The organism is Pseudomonas sp. KH_046_1, from assembly GCF_057839025.1.
Genome location: NZ_CM174481.1, coordinates 3258414 through 3275716, shown reverse-complemented (window position 1 = coordinate 3275716; position 17303 = coordinate 3258414). Strand labels below are relative to the sequence as shown.

Sequence of the window (17303 nt, the reverse complement as noted above, 5' to 3'; positions counted from 1 at the left end):
AGCAAGCCCGCTCCCACATTGGGACAGTGGTGTTGATCAGGTGTTTTTATGTCGCTTGCGCACCAGTTTCATCACCACCACAAAGAACACCGGTACGAACACCACGGCCAAGGTCGCCGTGATCATCCCGCCGATCACCCCGGTGCCGATGGCCTGCTGGCTCGCCGAACTGGCGCCGGTCGCGATCGCCAGCGGCACCACGCCAAGGATGAACGCCAGGGAGGTCATGACAATCGGCCGCAACCGCAGGCGTGCCGCTTGCAGGGTGGCGTCGATCAGGTCGTGGCCTTCGTCGTAGAGGCTCTTGGCGAACTCGATGATCAGGATCGCGTTCTTCGCCGACAGGCCGATGATGGTGATCAGCCCGACCTTGAAGAACACGTCGTTGGGCATCCCGCGCAAGGTCACGGCCAGCACCGCGCCGAGCACACCCAGCGGCACCACCAGCAGCACCGAGGTCGGGATCGACCAGCTCTCGTACAACGCCGCCAGGCACAGGAACACGATCAGCAGCGACAGCCCCAGAAGGATCGGCGCCTGGCTGCCGGACAAACGTTCCTGCAACGACAACCCGGTCCATTCCTGGCCCAGGCCCGCCGGGCCCTGCGCCACCAGCCGCTCGATCTCGGCCATGGCCTCACCGGTGCTGTGGCCCGGCGTCGGCTCACCGGAAATGCTGATCGCCGGGTAGCCGTTGTAGCGGGTCAACTGCGCCGGGCCCTGAGTCCATTTGGCCTGCACAAAGGCCGACAAGGGCACCATTTTTTCTTGGGTGTTGCGCACGTGGATTTTCAGCAGGTCTTCCACCTGACTGCGCTGGTCGCCCTCGGCCTGCACCACGACGCGCTGCATCCGTCCCTGATTGGGGAAGTCGTTGATGTAGGCCGAGCCCACGGCCGTGGACAGCACGTTGCCGACGTCGGCGAAGGACACTCCCAGCGCGTTGGCCTGCTTGCGGTCGACCACCAGTTGCACCTGCGGTGCCTCGGCCAGGGCGCTTTCGCGCACGTTCATCAGGATCGGGCTTTTTTCGGCCGCCGCGAGTAACCCGGTGCAGGCTTCCATCAACTTCTCATGGCCGAGACCACCGCGATCCTGCAGGCGGAACTCGAATCCGCTGGACGTACCCAGGCCATCCACGGGCGGCGGCAGCACGGCAAACGTCACCGCATCCTTGATCTGGCTGAGGGCGACGTTGGCCCGGTCGGCAATCGAAGCCGCCGAATCGTCGCTGCCGCGCTCGGACCAGTCTTTGAGGGTGCTGAACGCCAGCGCCGCATTCTGCCCGCTACCGGAGAAGCTGAACCCGAGAATCACCACGCTGTCGCGAATGCCCGGCTCACCGGCGTTGTGCGCTTCAACCTGCTCGGCCACCTGCACCGTGCGATTCTTGCTCGCACCCGGCGGCAACTGGATGTCGGTGATGGTGTAACCCTGGTCTTCCACCGGCAGGAACGAGGAGGGCAGGCGACTGAAGGCCAGGCCCAGACCGATCAGCAGCACGCCGTAGATCAGCAGGTAGCGCCCGGTACGTTTCAACGCATAGGCAACCCAGCCCTGATAACGGTCGGTCAGTTGCTCGAAGCGACGGTTGAACCAGCCGAAGAACCCGGTCTTTTCGTGGTGCTCGCCTTTGGCAATCGGCTTGAGCAACGTCGCGCACAGGGCCGGGGTCAAGGTCAGGGCGAGGAAGGCCGAGAACAGGATCGAGGTGGCCATCGACAGCGAGAACTGCTGGTAGATCACCCCGACCGAGCCCTGCATGAACGCCATCGGAATGAACACCGCGACCAGCACCAGGGTGATGCCGATGATGGCCCCGGTGATCTGCTGCATGGCCTTGCGCGTGGCTTCCTTGGGCGACAGGCCCTCGGTGGCCATGATCCGTTCGACGTTTTCCACCACCACGATGGCGTCGTCCACCAGAATGCCGATGGCCAGCACCATGCCGAACATGGTCAGCACGTTGATCGAAAACCCCAGCGCCAGCATCGTCGCAAAAGTGCCCATCAATGCCACCGGCACCACCAGGGTCGGAATCAGCGTGTAGCGGATGTTCTGCAGGAACAGGAACATCACCGCGAACACCAGCAGCATCGCCTCAAAGAGGGTGTAGACCACCTTGGTGATCGAAACCTTGACGAAAGGCGAGGTGTCGTACGGGATCGAGTACTCGACGTTCGCCGGGAAATAGCGCTTGAGTTCGTCCATCTTCGCCCGCACCAGGGTCGCGGTGTTCAGCGCGTTGGCACCGGGCGAGAGCTGCACGGCGACGGCGGTGGACGGTTTGCCGTTCAGGCGTGTGGAAAACTGGTATTCCTGGCTACCGATCTCGACCCGCGCCACATCGCTGATGCGCACGGTCGAGCCGTCCGGATTGGCCTTGAGGACGATGTCGGCAAACTCTTCGGGGGTCGACAACTGACCCTTGACCAGAATGGTCGCGGTGATTTCCTGGGTGGTGCGGGTCGGCAGATCGCCGATGCTGCCCGCCGACACCTGGGCGTTTTGCGCAACGATGGCGGTGTTGACGTCCGCCGGCGTCAGGTTGAAGGCGAGCAGTTTCTGCGGGTCGATCCAGATCCGCATCGCCCGTTCGGCGCCGTACAGCTGCGCCTTGCCGACGCCGTCCAGACGCTTGACCTCGTTCATCACGTTGCGCGCCAGGTAATCGCTGAGCGCCACGTCGTCGAGTTTGCCGTCGCTGGAGGTCAGGGTGATCAGCAGCAGGAAGCCGGAGGAGACTTTCTCCACCTGCAAACCCTGCTGGATCACCGCTTGCGGCAGGCGTGACTCCACGGCTTTCAGGCGGTTCTGCACATCCACCTGGGCCAGTTCCGGGTTGGTACCCGGCTGGAAGGTGGCCTTGACGGTGGCGCTGCCCAGGCTGCTCTGGGATTCGAAATACAACAGGTGATCGGCGCCGTTGAGCTCTTCCTCGATCAGACTGACCACGCTCTCGTCCACGGTTTGCGCCGAAGCGCCCGGGTACACGGCGTAGATTTCGATTTGTGGCGGCGCAACATCCGGGTATTGCGCCACCGGCAGTTGCGGAATGGCCAGCGCACCGGCCAGCAGGATGAACAGGGCAACCACCCAGGCGAACACCGGGCGGTCGATAAAGAACTGCGGCATAAAAAAGCGTCCTGCTTACTGACCAGTTACCTGGGCAAGGGGAAGAGGGGTGTCGTCGATCTGCACTTTCTCGCCGGGGCGGGCGTGCTGCAGGCCCTCGATGACGATGCGGTCGCCGGCTTTCAGGCCGCCGGTGACGATCCAGCGATCGTTCTGTACGGCGCCCAGTTCGACCGGTTGCTGCCCGACCCGCTGTTCGGCGTCGAGCAGCAGCACTTGGGCGATGCCGGCGCTGTCGCGCTGGATGGCCCGTTGCGGCACGCTGATACCCTGCTGGTTGACCGCTTGTTCCAGGCGTACGCGCACGAAACTGCCGGGCAGCAAGTCGAGGTCGGGGTTGGGGAACTCGCTGCGCAGGATGATCTGGCCGGTGCCCGGGTCGACGGTGATGTCGCTGAACAGCATTTTGCCCGGCAGCGGGTAGAGGCTGCCGTCATCCTGAATCAGCGTGGCCTTGGCCTGGTCCTGGCCGACCTGCTGCAACTGGCCGGAACGGAAGGCGCGGCGCAGTTCGTTGAGTTCGCGGGTGGACTGGGTCAGGTCGGCATGAATCGGGTTCAGTTGCTGAATCAGCGCCAGCGGCGTGGTTTCGTTCTGCCCGACCAGCGCACCTTCGGTGACCAGCGCGCGACCGATACGCCCGGAAATCGGCGCGGTGACGGTGGCGTAACCGAGGTTCAACCGGGCACGTTCCACCGCAGCCTTGTTGCCGGCGACGTCGGCGGCGGTCTGCCGGGCGTTGGCCTGGGCGTTGTCGTAGTCCTGGCCGCTGATGGCCTTGTCGTCGATCAATCGGGCGTAGCGTTGCTCTTGCAATCTGGCTTGGAACGCGTTGGCTTCTGCCTTGCGCAACGCCGCTTCGGCGCTGTCCAGGTCAGCCTTGAACGGCGCCGGGTCGATGCGGAACAACACATCGCCCTGTTTCACGTCACTCCCTTCACGGAAGGTGCGCTGCAAGACCACGCCCGCCACGCGGGCACGCACTTCGGCCATGCGCGGTGCGGCAATCCGCCCGCTCAGTTCGCTGCTGATGGTCAGTGGCCGCGCTTCGATGGTTTCGATGCGAACCGTGGCCAGCGGCGCCTGTTCCTCGGCGTTCGAGGACTTGTCACACGCGCCCAGTGTCAACGCCAGTGCAATCAGGCTGAGCCTGGCAAGCAGATTATTCGACATGTAATACCCCAATAAAGACCCCCAGCATCCTACTGGGCGACGGCGAGGGTAGCGGTGAAGCTTTGTTGGTGCTGTGTGAAATTGTGTAAGGGTTTTACTCAGAGACGAGTGAGGGCGTATATCCTTCAGTCCTTGATTTCTATTGCGCCTTACAGGCCGCCTTCGCGAGCAGGCTCGCTCCCACAGTTGAAATGCAGTCCCCTGTGGGAGCGAGCCTGCTCGCGAAGAGGCCGGTGCGGACGCCACAGCACTTTCTGGAAACACCCCATGCCCAACATCCTCCTGGTCGAAGACGACACCGCCCTCGCCGAACTGATAGCCAGCTACCTGGAACGCAACGGTTATTCCGTCAGCGTGATCGGTCGCGGTGACCATGTGCGCGAACGTGCGCGGCTCAATCCGCCGGACCTGGTGATCCTCGACCTGATGCTGCCCGGTCTCGACGGCTTGCAAGTCTGTCGCCTGCTGCGCGCCGATTCGGCGACCTTGCCGATCCTGATGCTCACTGCCCGCGACGACAGCCACGACCAGGTCCTGGGCCTGGAAATGGGGGCCGACGACTACGTCACCAAACCCTGCGAGCCGCGGGTGCTGCTGGCCCGGGTGCGGACGTTGTTGCGCCGCAGCAGCCTCAGCGAGCCGCAGACCGCCAACGACCGCATTCTGATGGGCAACCTGTGCATCGATTTGTCCGAACGCACCGTGACCTGGCGCGAGCAATTGGTGGAGCTGTCCAGCGGTGAGTACAACCTGCTGGTGGTGCTGGCCCGGCATGCCGGCGAAGTGTTGAGCCGCGACCAGATCCTGCAACGCCTGCGCGGCATCGAATTCAATGGCACCGACCGTTCGGTGGACGTGGCGATTTCCAAGCTGCGGCGCAAGTTCGACGACCATGCCGGCGAGGCGCGCAAGATCAAGACCGTGTGGGGCAAGGGTTACCTGTTCAGCCGCTCCGAGTGGGAATGCTGAGCCGATGTTCAGAATCCTCTTTCGTTTGTACCTGGTGACCATCGTCTCTTTCAGCGCGGCGATCTATCTGGTGCCGGACCTGGTGGTCAAGGTGTTCCAGGAGCGCTTTGTCACCTACAACCTCGATTACTCGCGAGGGCTGCAAACGCTGATCGTCAAACAGTTCCACGCGGTCCCGGCCGAACAGTGGCCGACCCTGGCCGCTGAAATGGACAAGGACTTCTCTCCTCTGCACATCGTGCTCAGCAGCAATGACGACAGCAGCCTGACCCCTGATGAGCAGCAGCGCTTGCGCCGCGGCGAGAACGTCGTGCGCGTGGGCGACTGGGGCTGGCGCACACTGGCGGTCGCGCCGCTGAATGAGCGCACCGTGGTGCAAATGGTCGTGCCACCGGACCCGCTGGACGTCAACCTGTTGTACTGGAGCATCAACGTCCTGATCGGCGCGACCATGCTCGCGTGCCTGTTGCTGTGGCTGCGCCCGCACTGGCGTGATCTGGAACGCCTCAAGGGCGCGGCCGAACGCTTTGGCAAGGGCCACTTGGGCGAGCGCACGCAAATCTCCCCGAGTTCCAACATCGGCAGCCTGGCCAGTGTGTTCGACACCATGGCCGGCGACATCGAGAGCCTGCTCAATCAGCAGCGGGACTTGCTCAATGCGGTGTCTCACGAGTTGCGCACGCCCCTGACGCGCCTGGATTTCGGTTTGGCATTGGCACTGTCCGACGACTTGCCGGCGGCCAGCCGCGAGCGCCTGCAAAGCCTGGTGGCGCACATTCGTGAACTCGATGAATTGGTGCTGGAGCTGCTGTCCTACAGTCGCCTGCAAAACCCGGCGCGGCTACCGGAGCAGGTCGAGGTGTCGCTGGATGAATTCATCGACAGCATTCTTGGCAGCGTCGACGAAGAAATGGAGTCCCCGGAAATCGTCATCGACGTGCTGCTGCACGGCCAGTTCGAACGTTTCAGCCTGGACCCGCGCCTCACCGCCCGCGCCTTGCAAAACCTGCTGCGCAATGCCATGCGCTACTGCGAGAAGCGTATTCAGATCGGTGTGCAGGTTTATGTCGGCGGCTGTGAAATCTGGGTCGACGATGACGGCATCGGCATTCCGGACGACGAGCGCGAGCGGATCTTCGAACCCTTCTACCGCCTCGACCGCAGTCGCGACCGCGCCACGGGTGGTTTCGGATTGGGACTGGCGATCAGCCGCCGCGCGCTGGAGGCACAGGGTGGGACGCTGACGGTGGAAGCCTCGCCGCTGGGCGGAGCACGGTTTCGCTTGTGGTTACCGGCTTCGGCCTGACGCGCTTCGCAGGCGCTGCCGCAGCGCCTGCGTTGAGCCAAAGTTTCTCAGGTACTCAGGCGACTGCGCAACAGCTTCGCCATCGCTTCCAGATCCTCGATCGGTTGATGCCCGATCAGCATCCAGGCGTGTTCCATGTCAGCCCAATACACGATGTTCAGCTCGCGCCGCTGCTCCCGGGCGAATTGGCGGCTGCCGCTGTTGGAGCGGGTGACGCACAGCGCCATGGGGCCGTGCGCCGGATCGAGGTAGGTGATCTGGGCGATGGGCGCGCCGTCGTACTCGAGGATTTGCGCACGCTTGAACTCGGCACGAGGCAGGCTCAGTTTTGCTGGCACGAGGTTGAGGCCCAGACGCGCATCGATGGTCCGCAGTTGTGCCCGTTGGGCGGCTTCATCAGCGGGTAAATGATCCAGGGTTTCCGGCACGTAGAGCGCCATGTAATCGGCCACCAGGCCGCGCCAGTTGTGTGTCTGCCGGCTCGCTTGCCAGACGAGGAACAAACGGTCCGCCAGCACGCCGCCGGCCAACAGCCCGGCCGCGGCGGCCAGGAACCAGCGGCGATTGAGCGCGGGGCGGGCGGGTGAGGGCAGCGTGGCGAGCATGGCTTGCAGGCGATCCACCGGCGCCTGCCGGGCCAGTTCATCGTAGGCGTCCTTGAACGGCAGGCTGCTGCGATCCAGCCATTGCAGGCGCAGGCCGAGCATCGGGTCGGCGATGATGGCCGCGTCGATACGCGCGCGCTGCTCGGTATCGAGTTGGTTGTCGAGGTAAGCCACCAGTTGTTCGTCCGAGAGTATCGCGTTCATCAATGTTCTCCCCGGTTGGGGGTGGGCACCGTGTGCAACGGTGGGTATTCAGCCAGTTTCGCCCGCGCGGCGGCCAGGCGACTCATGACCGTGCCGATGGGCACTTGCAATACTTCAGCGACTTCGCGGTAGGACAAGCCTTCGACGTAGGCGAGAAACACCGTTTCGCGCTGGGTCTCGGGCAACGCATCGACGCGGCGGATGACCTGCGCTGCCAACACGTGGGTCTGGGCCACGGACTCACCATCGAACGACAAGGCCTGATCGGCGTCCACGCAGCCCTGACCCTGGCGCACCCGCCGGGCGCGGACTTCGTTGAGCCAGATCGAATGCAGAATACTCAGCAGCCAGTGGTCCATGCGCGTCCCCGCCACGTATTGCCCGGCCCGTTCCAGCGCCCGCACGCAAGTGGCTTGCACCAGGTCATCGGCGACATGCCGTTGCCGGGACAGCAGCAGGCCGTAGCGCCATAAACGCGCCAGATGCTGGTTCAGTTCCGTTCGTATTGCCTGATCGCTGGCGATGGCGACCTCCGTCCGCTCGGGTTGTCAGGTTTTCGATGAACCCTTGATGGCTTCGGCCAGGTCCTGGTACTCCTCGCATTGAGTGCTGCCACAGATGGATTCGATCTGCCGCAGTTGCTCCTGTGCAAGATCCAGCCGGCCTTTGACCACATAGGCCTCGCCGAGGTATTCGCGGACTTGCGCGTACTGCGGGTCGAGGTTCACCGATTGCAGGTAATAGCCGATGCCTTCGTCGGTACGTCCCAGTTTACGCGTGGCGTAGCCGCGATAGTTCAACGCTTTTGCGGTATTTGGCTGTTTCAGCGTGTCGAGCAGGGCCAGGGCTTCTTCGTAACGCCCGTCCTTGGCCAGTCGATAGGCATAGTTGGTGCGGTCTTCGTCCGGCACCAGTTTGCTGGTCTGCCTGACGCAACGCTTGGATTTGCTGTCGAATACCTGACCTTTGGGGCAGTTGGGCCTGATGGGCGCGTCGTCGTCCCCACCGCCTCCGTTGGCCAGGGCGAGGGAGCCGGACAACGCAACGCTCAGCAACAGAGGGGGCATCGAAACAGCAAAGCGAATATTCATGGGCGTTGCTCCACAGGTTCATGGTTTTGGATCAGGTCGCGCCCCGCCAGATGCAGCGCAAGGTTGATGTGATGAGAACACCGCAGCGTGAACAATTATTCGTTGTGGGAGCGAGCCTGCTCGCGATAGCGGAGTGTCATTCAACGTTGATGTCGACTGATACACCGCTATCGCGAGCAGGCTCGCTCCCAAATTGGGGTATCAACCCAGCAAACGAATCGGAGTACCCGCCGACCAGGCCTGAATGTCCTCGATCATTTGCGAGAAAAACAGTTGGTAGTTCTGTTGGCTCACGTACCCGACATGGGGCGTCGCCAGTACATTGTCCAGGGTCCGGAACGGGTGCAGGGCGGACAGCGGCTCTTGCTCGAAGACGTCCAGTGCGGCGCCGGCCAGCCGTTGTTTCTGCAGCGCCTTGATCAGCGCCGCTTCATCGACAATGGGGCCGCGAGCAGTGTTCACCAGCAGCGCCGTGGGCTTCATCCAGCCCAGTGCTTGCGCGTCCACCAGGCCCCGGCTGCGCTCGCTGAGCACCAGGTGCACCGACAGCACGTCGGCCTGTTCGAACAGTTCCTGCTTGCCGACAAAGGTCACACCGACCTGCGCCGCACGTTCGGCGGTGAGGTTTTCACTCCAGGCGATGACGCGCATGCCGAACACCTGACCGAACTGTGCGACTCGCTGGCCGATGCTGCCCAGACCGAGGATGGCCAGTGTCTTGCCATGCAGGTCGCCACCCAGGCCTTGTTGCCATTGGCCGGCACGCAGGGCATTGGCTTCGACCACCAGGTTGCGGGTCGCGGCCATGATCAGCGCCCAGGTCAGTTCCGGCGCGGCGTGTTTGTAGCTGTCGGTACCGCTGACCGAAATGCCCAGCGCGGCGGCGGCTTTCAGGTCCAGGGCGGCGTTACGCATGCCGCCGGTCACCAGCAGTTTGAGTTTCGGCAGCCGGCGCAGCAGGTCTTCATCGAAACGGGTGCGCTCGCGCATCACGCAAATCACCTCGAACCCGGCCAGGCGCTCGGCCAGGGATGGGGTATCGGAGGGGTAGTCATGGAGAAAACTCACCTGGCCGACGCTGTCCAGCGCCGACCAGTCCACCACGTCCCGCGCCACATCCTGCCAATCATCAATCACTGCAATCTGCACAGGCATCAGCCTTTCCTCTTCAATGCACGGGGTTGGTCTTGTTCAGCCAGGCGAGCAGGGCCTGGTGGAATTGTGCCGGTTCTTCCATTTGTGGCGCGTGGCCCATGCCTGGGAACTCGACCAGCGTGGACTGGGGAATCAGCCTGGCCACTTGCTTGCCAAGGACGTCGTAGTGCCCGAGCTTCGCCTTGACCTCGGGGGAGGCGATGTCACTGCCGATGGCGGTGGTGTCGGACGTACCGATCAACAGCAGGGTCGGCATCTTCAGGTTCTGGAATTCGTAGTAAACCGGTTGGGTGAAGATCATGTCGTAGATCAGCGCCGAGTTCCACGCGACTTGCGTATGCCCCGGGCCTTTGTTCAGGCCGGCGAGCATGTCGACCCAGCGATCGAATTCCGGCTTCCAGCGGCCGCCGTAATAGGTGCTGCGTTCATAGTTGCGGATACCGTCGGCGCTGAGTTTGAGTTCGCGCTCGTACCATTGGTCAACCGTGCGGTAGGGCACGCCGAGGGCTTTCCAGTCTTCCAGGCCGATGGGGTTGACCAGCGCCAGTTGCTCGACCTGTTCGGGGTATAGCAAGGCATAGCGAGTGGCAAGCATGCCGCCGGTGGAATGCCCCAGCAGAGTGGCTTGCTGGATGCCCAGGGCCTTGAGCAATTGCTGGGTGTTCGTCGCCAGTTGCTGGAAACTGTACTGATAGTGCGCCGGTTTGCTGGAGGTGCAAAAGCCGATCTGGTCCGGGGCGATGACCCGATAGCCGGCGTCGCTGAGGGCTTTGATCGAACTGTCCCAGGTGGCACCGCAGAAATTCTTGCCGTGCATCAGCACCACGCTGCGACCATTGGCCTTGCCGTGGGCGGCGACATCCATATAACCCATTTGCAGGGATTGGCCCTGGGATTCAAAGGCGAAGTGCTTGAGGGTGTAGGGGTAGTCGAAACCCTGCAACTCGGGACCGTATTCCGGTCCTTCCGCGTGGGCTATGACGGGCAGGGTGGCGGTCAACAGCAGGCCAGGTAACCAGCGGGAAAAGGGGCGCGACATGGGAGAGCTCCATGGAAAATCCGCCGATGCTGGATCGACTCGATTAGGGCGGCATTAAACACAGGCAACCGCCGCCCTTGATGGTTCAACCCATCCAGCCCAGAGTCGCCATGGCCAGCACGCCGTAGCGGGCACCTTTGGCCAGGGTGACGATCAGCAGGAAGCGCCCCAGCGGCTCGCGCATGACCCCGGCGACCAGCGTCAGCGGATCGCCGAGCACCGGCAGCCAACTGAGTAGCAATGACCAGTGGCCGTAGCGTTGGTAATGCAGTCGGGCCTTTTCCAGGTGTCGGGGGCTCACCGGAAACCAGCGTCGGTCGCGGAACCGCTCGATCCCGCGCCCCAGCCACCAGTTAAGCAGCGACCCCAGAACGTTGCCAAACGTTGCCACCGCCAGCAGTGCCCAGAGCCAGTACCTGTCGCTGAGCAGCAATCCGACCAGCACGGCTTCGGATTGCAACGGCAGCAGCGTGGCGGCACCGAATGCCGCGAAAAACAGCCCGAGGTACGCGCCGGACATCAATGGGCGGGGTAGTCCGCAACCACCACGTCAGTGCCGTCCTTTTTCAGGCCGATGACCTGATAGGCATCGCTCATGCCGTCCATTTCCATGCCGGGCGAACCCATGGGCATGCCGGGCGCAGCGACGCCCAACAGATCGTCGCGCTTGCTCAAGGCCAGGACCTGGTCGGCCGGGACATGACCTTCAACGAATTTGCCGTTGATCAACGCGGTGTGGCACGACGCCAGGCGCGGCGGCACGCCGTGCTGTTGCTTGAACTCACTCATGTTGGCTTCGACGTGGTCTTCGACCTTGAAGCCATTGGCCTCCAGATGGGTGATCCATTTTTTGCAGCAGCCACAGTTGGCGTCGCGATGAACCTCGATCGGAATGAGGTCGGCGGCCTGGGCCAGGGAGGACATGAACAGGGCGCTCAGGGCGATCAGACGCAGAGGGTTTCGCATGGGATTCGTCTCGGCTAACGGGCAAAAAAACGCATTCTGACCATTTTTATTGGTCAGACATTCAAGGAGTGTTTCGAATTGCTACAAAGGTCTGCCATTCGATAATGGTAGATCATCGCTGTCAGGTAGATGAGGGGCACATTACAAAATCGTCAGGTTGAAATGCCGAGGGTAAGTATCGGTGTTGATTAAAACCAACTAGCCGCTATGTAAGAAAAGTCTGAAGGACCATTCTTTAATGTGCCAAGACCCAATAAACAAGAAGTTTTACAGTATGTATCTTAATTGTACGAAAATTGTTAAAGCTCTGAATTAAAGTTTGGTGACCTCAAGTGCTCCGGCCGATACTCCTGACCTCCTAACTTGGCCAAACAAGGAGTTTTCAATGACTATCGGATATACCGGCGCCTGGACCGCGAAAGCGGGCCTGTTGGTTCGAGATACCGTCAGCAGATCAAAGCCTGTTCCCCAGAGCGTCAAGGTCAGGCAGATGCTTGACCTGGTGGGCGACAATCCAGTTGAACTGGATACAGTCAAGATGGACAAGATGAAATTGCGCAAGCAGATGAAGGGTTTTGATCCTACTAATGTTTCAGTCAAATCCATGGGCAGTCTCAGTGTCTTTCTGAAAGAACGTGGCCTGATCAGTGATGTGACGGCGGTCACGCTGAGCAATGCCGGTGACAAGTTCGACCGGTTTGGCATCAAAGACCCTGACGCTAAGTTCAATGCACTGGAATATTTCGCCACGCAACTGGAGAACATCCAGAATAACAATCTGAAGGGTAACAAGTACGCCAACTACCTGGTTCCCGAGTTCAAAAAAGCGATCTACGTGCTGCAAAACCTGGAAACTTACGGCAAGAGCAACGGCCCCATGGTGAGGCCAGGCAGTATTCTCTCGGACGAGGCCTGAGGCCATGTTGCCCGGCCCGCCCGGTTCATTGAGCGGGCCGGCGGCCCTTACCGGTCGAGCAGTTTCATGACTTCTTCCGGATAACGCAGGCCTGCGGTGGCATTCGCCGGAAAGATCGCTTCCAGCGCGTGCAGTTCTTCGGCGATTAGCGTCACATCCAGAGCGGCCACGTTTTCTTCCAGGTACTTGCGTTGCTTGGTACCCGGAATCGGAATCAGGTAATCACCCTGGGCCAGCACCCACGCCAGCGCCAGTTGGCTCGCCGTCACACCGTTCTCTGCCGCCAGTGCTTGTACCTCAGGATGGCCAGCAGGGGAATCAGCAGTGTGATTCGACGCAACATTTGAAAGTCCTCATGGTTATCGCCGCAATGAAGCTAAAACTCTTCATCGGCTGTAACATGAGACCCCGCTCGTAACCGCTTATCCCCGAAACAGTGTAAGCGTTTGGCATGGGCGTCGATACAAACCGGATACATTTTCAGATTCAGGAACCCGCAATGACTCAGTCGCAACGTTTGAAATACTCGATTCTGATCTCCCTGGTGGTGCTGGGGATCATGTTTGGCCTTTCCTGGTTGCAGAACACCGGCGTCATCAGCGAAAAACTGTTCCAGTACATCGCCATTGGCGTGGCGGTGGTCGTGGTGGTCATCAATGGCGTGATGCGCCGCAAGGTCAAGCCCTGATCATACGATCATCGGTTGCGCAAAATGGCAGCAGCCTGTGGATGCAGGCTGTAGCTCTTGTCGGAATTGAGGACAATCACGCCTTCGCTGCACAAGCGCTTTAGCACTTCACGCACGCTGAGAAAGGACAGGGGAATATCCAGGTCCAGCAATTGGCTGTGCACGCCGCGCACACCAAGGCTGCGGTCGTTTTCGGCGGCCGTCAGCAGGGCGTCGATGACTTTCAGGCGGATCAGGCTGGTTCGCAGGCCAAAGCTTTTGAGCAGGATCCTTATCCGCTCGTTGCGGCGGCGATCGGTACGCGGCTCGAATACGCCGACTCCCATGGAAGTACCCTTTGGCGCGTTGCTGCCATCCGTTGGCAGTTGCGAGTTGTACATTGCAAAACTCCTTTTCAGAGCCTGATCAGGAAAAAATGGGCGCTCTTACAGGACTAGACGTATGAGCAGCCCGAATCATGAAGGTTCGAATGTAGAAAATTTGTCGCCATCGCGTGATCAACCTGTCAGACCATGGGTTGTTGCGCAGTAATTCCTTAAATTTTCGTGGTGAGCTTCGTCCCTACAGGGAGGCACGGTGCGCGTGGATATGCGCAGCTGTGGCCATCGTTTTTTCGATCAGGAGCGAGTGTGATTATTTCCAGCCAGTTAACCAGGTTGAGCCTGGCGGGTGTGACTCTGGGGTTGAGCCTGGGGCTGAGCCTTACGGCGAGCGCGAGTGGTGCGCCTGCGCAAACGAGCGCCGACATCCGCCGAACCGGTTTCGGCGTGCCGCACATCCGCGCTGACAACGAGCGCGGGCTCGGGTACGGCATCGGCTATGCCTACGCCCAGGACAACCTGTGCCTGCTGGCCAACGAGATCACTACGGTCAACGGTGAGCGTTCGCGGTACTTCGGGCCGGATCAGTTCTCCGTTGAGGAGCGGGAGAATCTGGTCAGCGATGTATTTTTCACCTGGCTGAACACCCCGCAAGCCGTCGCCGGTTTCTGGCAGGCCCAGACCCCGCCAGTGCGTGAGTTGGTCGAAGGTTATGTGGCGGGGTATAACCGCTCCTTGAGCGAGCGTCGAGCCCAGGGTTTGCCGCCGCAGTGCCAGGGCGATTGGGTGCGCGACATCACCCCCTCGGATCTGGTCAAGCTGACCCGGCGCCTGTTGGTCGAAGGTGGCGTCGGCCAGTTTGCCGAAGCCCTGGCCGGTGCCACGCCACCCAAAGCCGCGGCCCAGGCGTCGAGTGCACAACCAGCGTTCCAGGTGGCCGACACGCGGATGCAGCGCTTTGCCCTGGACCGGGGCAGCAACGCTGTCGCGGTCGGGAGTGAGCGTTCCTTCAACGGACGCGGCATGTTGCTGGCCAATCCGCACTTTCCGTGGGTGGGCGGCATGCGCTTTTACCAGATGCACCTGACCATTCCCGGCAAACTGGACGTGATGGGCGCGGCGTTGCCCGGCCTGCCGCTGATCAACATCGGTTTCAATCAACATCTGGCCTGGACCCACACAGTGGATTCGTCCAGGCATTTCACGCTGTATCGCCTGCAACTCGATCCCAAGGATTCGACCCGTTACCTGCTCGACGGTCAGTCCTTGCCGATGGACAAGCAGACTGTGACCGTCAACGTCAGGCAGGCGGACGGGCAGGTCCAGGCGATTTCACATGTGGTCTACAGTTCGAAATTCGGTCCGGTGGTGCAATGGCCGGGAAAACTGGATTGGGATCGTCAGTACGCCTTCAGTCTGCGCGACGCCAATCTGGATAACGACCGCGTTCTGCAGCAGTGGTACGCGATGAACCGCGCTGAAAACCTCAAGGATTTCCAGGCCTCGGTGCACAAGATCCAGGGCATTCCGTGGGTCAACACGCTGGCGGCGGACGATCAGGGGCAGACGCTGTACATGAACCTCTCGGTGGTGCCCAACGTCAGCGTCGACAAGCTGGCGCAATGCAGCGATCCGCGAGTTGGCTTGCAGATGATCATTCTTGACGGCTCCAATAGCGCCTGTGCCTGGGACATCGACCCACAGGCGCCACAACAGGGTATCTATGCAGCGGACAAGTTGCCGCAATTGCTGCGCAAGGATTTTGTCCAGCACGCCAACGACTCGGCATGGATGGCCAACCCGGCGCAACCGCTGACCGGCTATTCGCCATTGATCAGCCAGGACAGCCAGCCATTGGGGCTGCGTTCACGCTTTGCCCTGGACCGTTTGAACACGCTGGCCCAGGCCGGCAAGGTCGGGGCAGCGGACTTGCAGCGCATGGTCATGGACGATCAGGTTTATCAGGCGAATCTTGTGATGCCGGATCTGCTGCAGTTCTGCGCGGCGGATCTCGGTGCCGATGCCAAAGCGCTCACGCCACTGTGCGCCAGCCTCAAGGCCTGGGACCGCAATGCAAACCTGAGCAGCGGTCTGGGCTTTGTGCACTTCCAGAATGTCATGGAGGCGTTGGAGCCAGTGCCGGACGTATGGCGCGTGGCATTCGATCCGCAGGACCCGCTACATACGCCGCGTGGACTGGCAGTCGATCAACCGCAAGTGGTGAAGGCGCTACGGGCAGCGATGCTGGCTTCGGCTGAACTGGTCAAGGCATCAGGACTGAAACCCGACAGCCGTTGGGGCGATATCCAGGTGGTCAGCAGCGGCGGACAACAGACACCGATCCACGGCGGTCCGGGGACGCTGGGTGTCTACAACGCCATCCAGAGCATCCCACGCAGCGATGGCAAGCGCGAAGTGGTCAGCGGCACGAGTTACCTGCAAGTGGTGACCTTCGACGAAAACGGACCGCAGGCCAAAGGGCTGCTGGCGTTCTCGTTGTCCAGCGATCCGGCCTCGAAGTACTCACGGGACCAGACACAGGCATTCTCCAGGAAGCAATGGAGCGTGCTGCCTTTCACCGAGCAACAGATCCTGTCCGATCCGGACTATCAGGTGCAGACGATCCGTCAGCAGGATGCAAAGGTGGCCGCGCAGTAAAGTAGTGGAGTTTTGCATGAGCGCTGAAGGCCGCACCCCGCAAGGGTGGCGGTCTTTTCAGCTTTTCGGGGACTTTTGCGGAATTGCGTTGACCACCAGATTGCCGTTCTGGTTGCGGGTCAGGTAGACCGGCAGGACCCGCGGCAAGGACTTCACCAGGCCGTTGATCTCTTTGATGTTGTAGATGCCGCCGATATGGATCGAGCCGGTGCTGTGGTCAGCCACCATCAACGGTTTGTCCAGGTAGCGATTGATCAAGGGCAGCGCATCGCTCAGGGCCAGATCGTCGAGCACCAGCTTGCCCTGGCGCCAGGCCAGCGAGCTGTCATTGTCATAGGTCTGGCTGATGCGGGGGATGAAGTCGCCGTGGCGATAACTGGCCTGCATCGCCGGGCCAAGGCGCAAACCGTCGCCTTGCAGGTCGGCGTTGCTGCTGACCAGTACCGAACCCTCGATCAGATTGACCTTGACCTGGTCTTCATACATCCAGACGTTGAATTGGGTGCCGGTCACGCGAATCCGGCCTTCGGCCGCCTTGACCACAAACGGATGACGGGTGTCATGGCTGACCCAGAAGAACGCTTCGCCTTTTTCCAGCGTGACTCGTCGCTGATCCTTGTAGTTGCTGTAGGTCAGCTCGCTGCCCAGGTTCAGTTCCACCTGGCTGCCGTCCTTCAAGGTGACCGTTCGAACATTGTCGGACGCTTCGAAATGCTGGTACGCGTTCGGAACCCAGCCCAGGTGCCAGCCGCCATAACCGGCCAAAGGCACTGCCAGGGCGCACACCGCCGCTGCAATAGCCAGGCGGCGCCACGGGTTTACGGGTTGGGTGCGAACCAGCGGCACCACAGGTTCGGGACGGGGTAAGTCGCCAGCGACATCCCAGATCTCCAGCATCGCTTCGTACTCGAAGGCATGGAGCGGATGCGCATCACGCCATTGCTCGAACGCCTGGCGTTCTTGCTCGGTACAGTCATTGGCGTGCAGACGCATGCACCAATGCGCGGCGGCGTCGGTGATGGCGTCGTATTCGGCTTCCGAAAGCGTGTGGTCGGTCATTGGCCCTTCCTGATTTCCT

General features: G+C 61.4%; 16 protein-coding genes and 1 pseudogene. 5 read left to right on the top strand and 12 right to left on the bottom strand.

The genetic code is table 11. The features are described 5' to 3' along the window. Positions 1-36: 36 nt before the first annotated feature. Together AC3IT9_RS15095 and AC3IT9_RS15090 are read right to left on the bottom strand one after the other, a co-directional pair. Positions 37-3135: a multidrug efflux RND transporter permease subunit gene (locus AC3IT9_RS15095; protein WP_489270237.1), complete on the bottom strand. Its 3099-nt coding sequence runs from the start codon at positions 3133-3135 to the stop codon at positions 37-39. A 15-nt stretch (positions 3136-3150) separates the two neighbouring features. Beyond that, complete coding sequence (locus tag AC3IT9_RS15090; protein ID WP_151213594.1) at positions 3151-4308, bottom strand: efflux RND transporter periplasmic adaptor subunit; 1158 nt, start codon at positions 4306-4308, stop codon at positions 3151-3153. A gap of 267 nt (positions 4309-4575) precedes the next feature. Here AC3IT9_RS15090 and AC3IT9_RS15085 point away from each other — a divergent pair, with 267 nt between their 5' ends. Together AC3IT9_RS15085 and AC3IT9_RS15080 are read left to right on the top strand one after the other, a co-directional pair. After that, a complete protein-coding gene (locus tag AC3IT9_RS15085; RefSeq protein ID WP_007985461.1) occupies positions 4576-5277 on the top strand; it encodes a response regulator in 702 nt (233 codons plus the stop codon). 4 nt (positions 5278-5281) lie between these two features. Beyond that, positions 5282-6583: an ATP-binding protein gene (locus AC3IT9_RS15080; protein WP_489270235.1), complete on the top strand. Its 1302-nt coding sequence runs from the start codon at positions 5282-5284 to the stop codon at positions 6581-6583. A 47-nt stretch (positions 6584-6630) separates the two neighbouring features. On the opposite strand, the gene AC3IT9_RS15075 is transcribed toward AC3IT9_RS15080, so the two are convergent. The 7 genes from AC3IT9_RS15075 to AC3IT9_RS15045 all read right to left on the bottom strand — a co-directional run bounded on the left by AC3IT9_RS15075 (position 6631) and on the right by AC3IT9_RS15045 (position 11643). Beyond that, entirely contained in the window at positions 6631-7392 is a 762-nt protein-coding gene (locus AC3IT9_RS15075) for an anti-sigma factor (RefSeq protein ID WP_489270234.1), read from the bottom strand. Beyond that, complete coding sequence (locus tag AC3IT9_RS15070) at positions 7392-7874, bottom strand: RNA polymerase sigma factor (RefSeq protein ID WP_489273519.1); 483 nt, start codon at positions 7872-7874, stop codon at positions 7392-7394. Before AC3IT9_RS15070 ends, AC3IT9_RS15075 begins: the two co-directional genes overlap by 1 nt. Before the next feature lie 66 nt (positions 7875-7940). Beyond that, positions 7941-8483: a tetratricopeptide repeat protein gene (locus AC3IT9_RS15065; protein WP_489270233.1), complete on the bottom strand. Its 543-nt coding sequence runs from the start codon at positions 8481-8483 to the stop codon at positions 7941-7943. 201 nt (positions 8484-8684) lie between these two features. Then, positions 8685-9638, bottom strand: a complete 954-nt coding sequence (locus AC3IT9_RS15060; protein ID WP_489270231.1) for a D-2-hydroxyacid dehydrogenase family protein — start codon at positions 9636-9638, stop codon at positions 8685-8687. 13 nt (positions 9639-9651) lie between these two features. Beyond that, positions 9652-10677, bottom strand: a complete 1026-nt coding sequence (locus AC3IT9_RS15055; RefSeq protein ID WP_489270230.1) for an alpha/beta fold hydrolase — start codon at positions 10675-10677, stop codon at positions 9652-9654. A gap of 85 nt (positions 10678-10762) precedes the next feature. Continuing rightward, entirely contained in the window at positions 10763-11197 is a 435-nt protein-coding gene (locus AC3IT9_RS15050; RefSeq protein WP_150753557.1) for a YqaA family protein, read from the bottom strand. Next, positions 11197-11643, bottom strand: a complete 447-nt coding sequence (locus AC3IT9_RS15045; protein WP_150753558.1) for a DUF411 domain-containing protein — start codon at positions 11641-11643, stop codon at positions 11197-11199. Before AC3IT9_RS15045 ends, AC3IT9_RS15050 begins: the two co-directional genes overlap by 1 nt. 385 nt (positions 11644-12028) lie before the next feature. On the opposite strand from AC3IT9_RS15045, the gene AC3IT9_RS15040 reads away from it, so the two are divergent. Continuing rightward, complete coding sequence (locus AC3IT9_RS15040; protein ID WP_150723725.1) at positions 12029-12559, top strand: hypothetical protein; 531 nt, start codon at positions 12029-12031, stop codon at positions 12557-12559. Positions 12560-12606: 47 nt separating this feature from the next. Here the strand turns inward: AC3IT9_RS15040 and AC3IT9_RS15035 are convergent. Further along, positions 12607-12858, bottom strand: a pseudogene (locus tag AC3IT9_RS15035) (aldo/keto reductase); the annotation flags it as partial. A 200-nt stretch (positions 12859-13058) separates the two neighbouring features. Here AC3IT9_RS15035 and AC3IT9_RS15030 point away from each other — a divergent pair. Beyond that, entirely contained in the window at positions 13059-13247 is a 189-nt protein-coding gene (locus tag AC3IT9_RS15030) for a hypothetical protein (RefSeq protein ID WP_056724563.1), read from the top strand. An 8-nt stretch (positions 13248-13255) separates the two neighbouring features. Here AC3IT9_RS15030 and AC3IT9_RS15025 read toward each other — a convergent pair whose 3' ends face one another. Beyond that, complete coding sequence (locus tag AC3IT9_RS15025) at positions 13256-13627, bottom strand: fe2+ zn2+ uptake regulation protein (protein WP_489270228.1); 372 nt, start codon at positions 13625-13627, stop codon at positions 13256-13258. Positions 13628-13876: 249 nt separating this feature from the next. Here AC3IT9_RS15025 and pvdQ point away from each other — a divergent pair, with 249 nt between their 5' ends. Then, complete coding sequence (gene pvdQ, locus AC3IT9_RS15020) at positions 13877-16225, top strand: bifunctional acylase PvdQ (protein WP_489270227.1); 2349 nt, start codon at positions 13877-13879, stop codon at positions 16223-16225. Between the two features lie 57 nt (positions 16226-16282). Here pvdQ and AC3IT9_RS15015 read toward each other — a convergent pair whose 3' ends face one another. Next, on the bottom strand, positions 16283-17284 hold the full coding sequence (locus tag AC3IT9_RS15015; protein ID WP_489270226.1) for a FecR family protein: 1002 nt from the start codon (positions 17282-17284) through the stop codon (positions 16283-16285). Between the last annotated feature and the right edge of the window lie 19 nt (positions 17285-17303).